This is a genomic window from Pseudomonas costantinii, from assembly GCF_001870435.1.
GTDB classification, from domain to species: domain Bacteria; phylum Pseudomonadota; class Gammaproteobacteria; order Pseudomonadales; family Pseudomonadaceae; genus Aquipseudomonas; species Aquipseudomonas costantinii.
On record NZ_MDDR01000017.1, the window covers coordinates 1 to 1,533 of the forward strand.

At 52.4% G+C, this 1,533-nt stretch carries 2 protein-coding genes; both read left to right on the plus strand.

Annotated features, from left to right (window positions below; all coding sequences use genetic code 11):
• The coding region (locus BFL40_RS34195) for a hypothetical protein (RefSeq protein WP_074851428.1) at positions 1–205 on the plus strand (205 nt) is incomplete at its 5' end.
• A 159-nt stretch (positions 206–364) separates the two neighbouring features.
• A protein-coding gene (locus BFL40_RS09845) for an IS3 family transposase (protein ID WP_139213470.1) occupies positions 365–1,515 on the plus strand; the annotation gives its coding sequence in 2 pieces (ribosomal slippage) (positions 365–602 and positions 602–1,515; 1,152 coding nt in all).
• The last annotated feature ends 18 nt before the right edge of the window (positions 1,516–1,533 follow it).

The window sequence follows — 1,533 nt, forward strand, 5'->3', positions numbered from 1 at the left end:
TATGGCCTGGGTAGTTATGCTTACTAGTCCCAAAGGCGATAGGTTTTATGGTGAGGCTATCGACCGCGACGGCATTCGATATCGCTGTGCGAGTACCGCGCAGGCGGAAGCCTTTAGGACAAAGTCAGACGCAGAGGAAAGCTTCTATTACTTTCGGTTCATGAGGGCTTTGGATGGCTATCAGCTTGAGGCTGTAGAGATCTGAGGTGCCCATAGGGCATCTCCAAGCGTGCGCCTGCCTCACCGGCTGGCGTGATTCGTAAATTGGGTTGATGATTTGCACTCAGCAAAAAACTGACGGTTGAATCGCCCCGGGTTTCGTAGACACCTCTTTGCCTTAAACTGAGGCCAATTAGGAGGTGCCATGAGCAACCCGCGTTACCCCGAAGAATTCAAAATCCAAGCAGTCAATCAAGTGACCGAAAAGAAGCTGGCTGTCGCTGAGGTAGCGGCCCGTCTTGGTGTGTCGACGCATAGCCTCTATGCCTGGATAAAGCGCTACAGCAAACCTCAAGAAGAACGGCAGCAGGATGATGATCAGCACGCTGAACTGCGTCGTCTGCGAGCGGAACTCAAGCGCGTCACTGAAGAGCGAGACATATTAAAAAAGGCCGCCGCGTACTTTGCCAAGGAGTGCGGCTGAAGTACGCCTTTATCAAGCAGCGCGCTGGCGACTATTCGATTCGACGGCTTTGCCTGACGCTGAAAGTCCATCCCAGCGGTTATTACGCCTGGCTGTCTGAGCCGCAATCTGCACGCGCCAAAGACGACCAGAGACTGTTAGGTTTGATCAAGCACTCCTGGCTGGAGAGCGGCGGCGTTTATGGCTATCGCAAAATCCATGACGATCTGCGCGAGGTCGGTGAAGATTGTGGTCGACATCGTGTGGCGAGGCTGATGCGTCTTGAAGGTCTGCGTTCTCAGACAGGTTATAGACGCCGCCCTGGAAAGTACGGCGGTAAGCCAGCTGTCGCCTCACCCAATTTGCTGAAGCGCCAGTTCGATGTCGTGGAGCCCAACAAGGTTTGGGTTACCGACATCACCTACATTCGTACGTATGAAGGCTGGTTGTACTTGGCTGTGGTGCTAGATCTGTTTTCTCGCCAGGTTGTAGGCTGGTCAATGAAGTCGCAGATGACCAGCGATTTAGCCATTGATGCTTTATTGATGGCGGTTTGGAGGCGTAAACCGAAACAAGAGGTAATGATTCATAGCGACCAAGGCAGCCAGTACAGCAGCTCCGATTGGCGTAGCTTTTTGAAGGCAAACAATTTGGTTGCCAGCATGAGTCGCCGAGGCAACTGTCATGACAACGCTGTGGCCGAGAGCTTTTTCCAGCTTCTGAAACGGGAACGAATCAAGCGAAAAATCTACACCTCGCGGGAAGATGCTCGTAGTGACGTGTTCGATTACATCGAGATGTTCTACAACGTAAAACGCCGCCATGGTTTCAACAATCAGCTGTCACCGGTAGAGTTTGAAAAGCGTTACGCAATGAGCTTGCAAGGTGTCTAGAGAATCCGGGGCGATTCA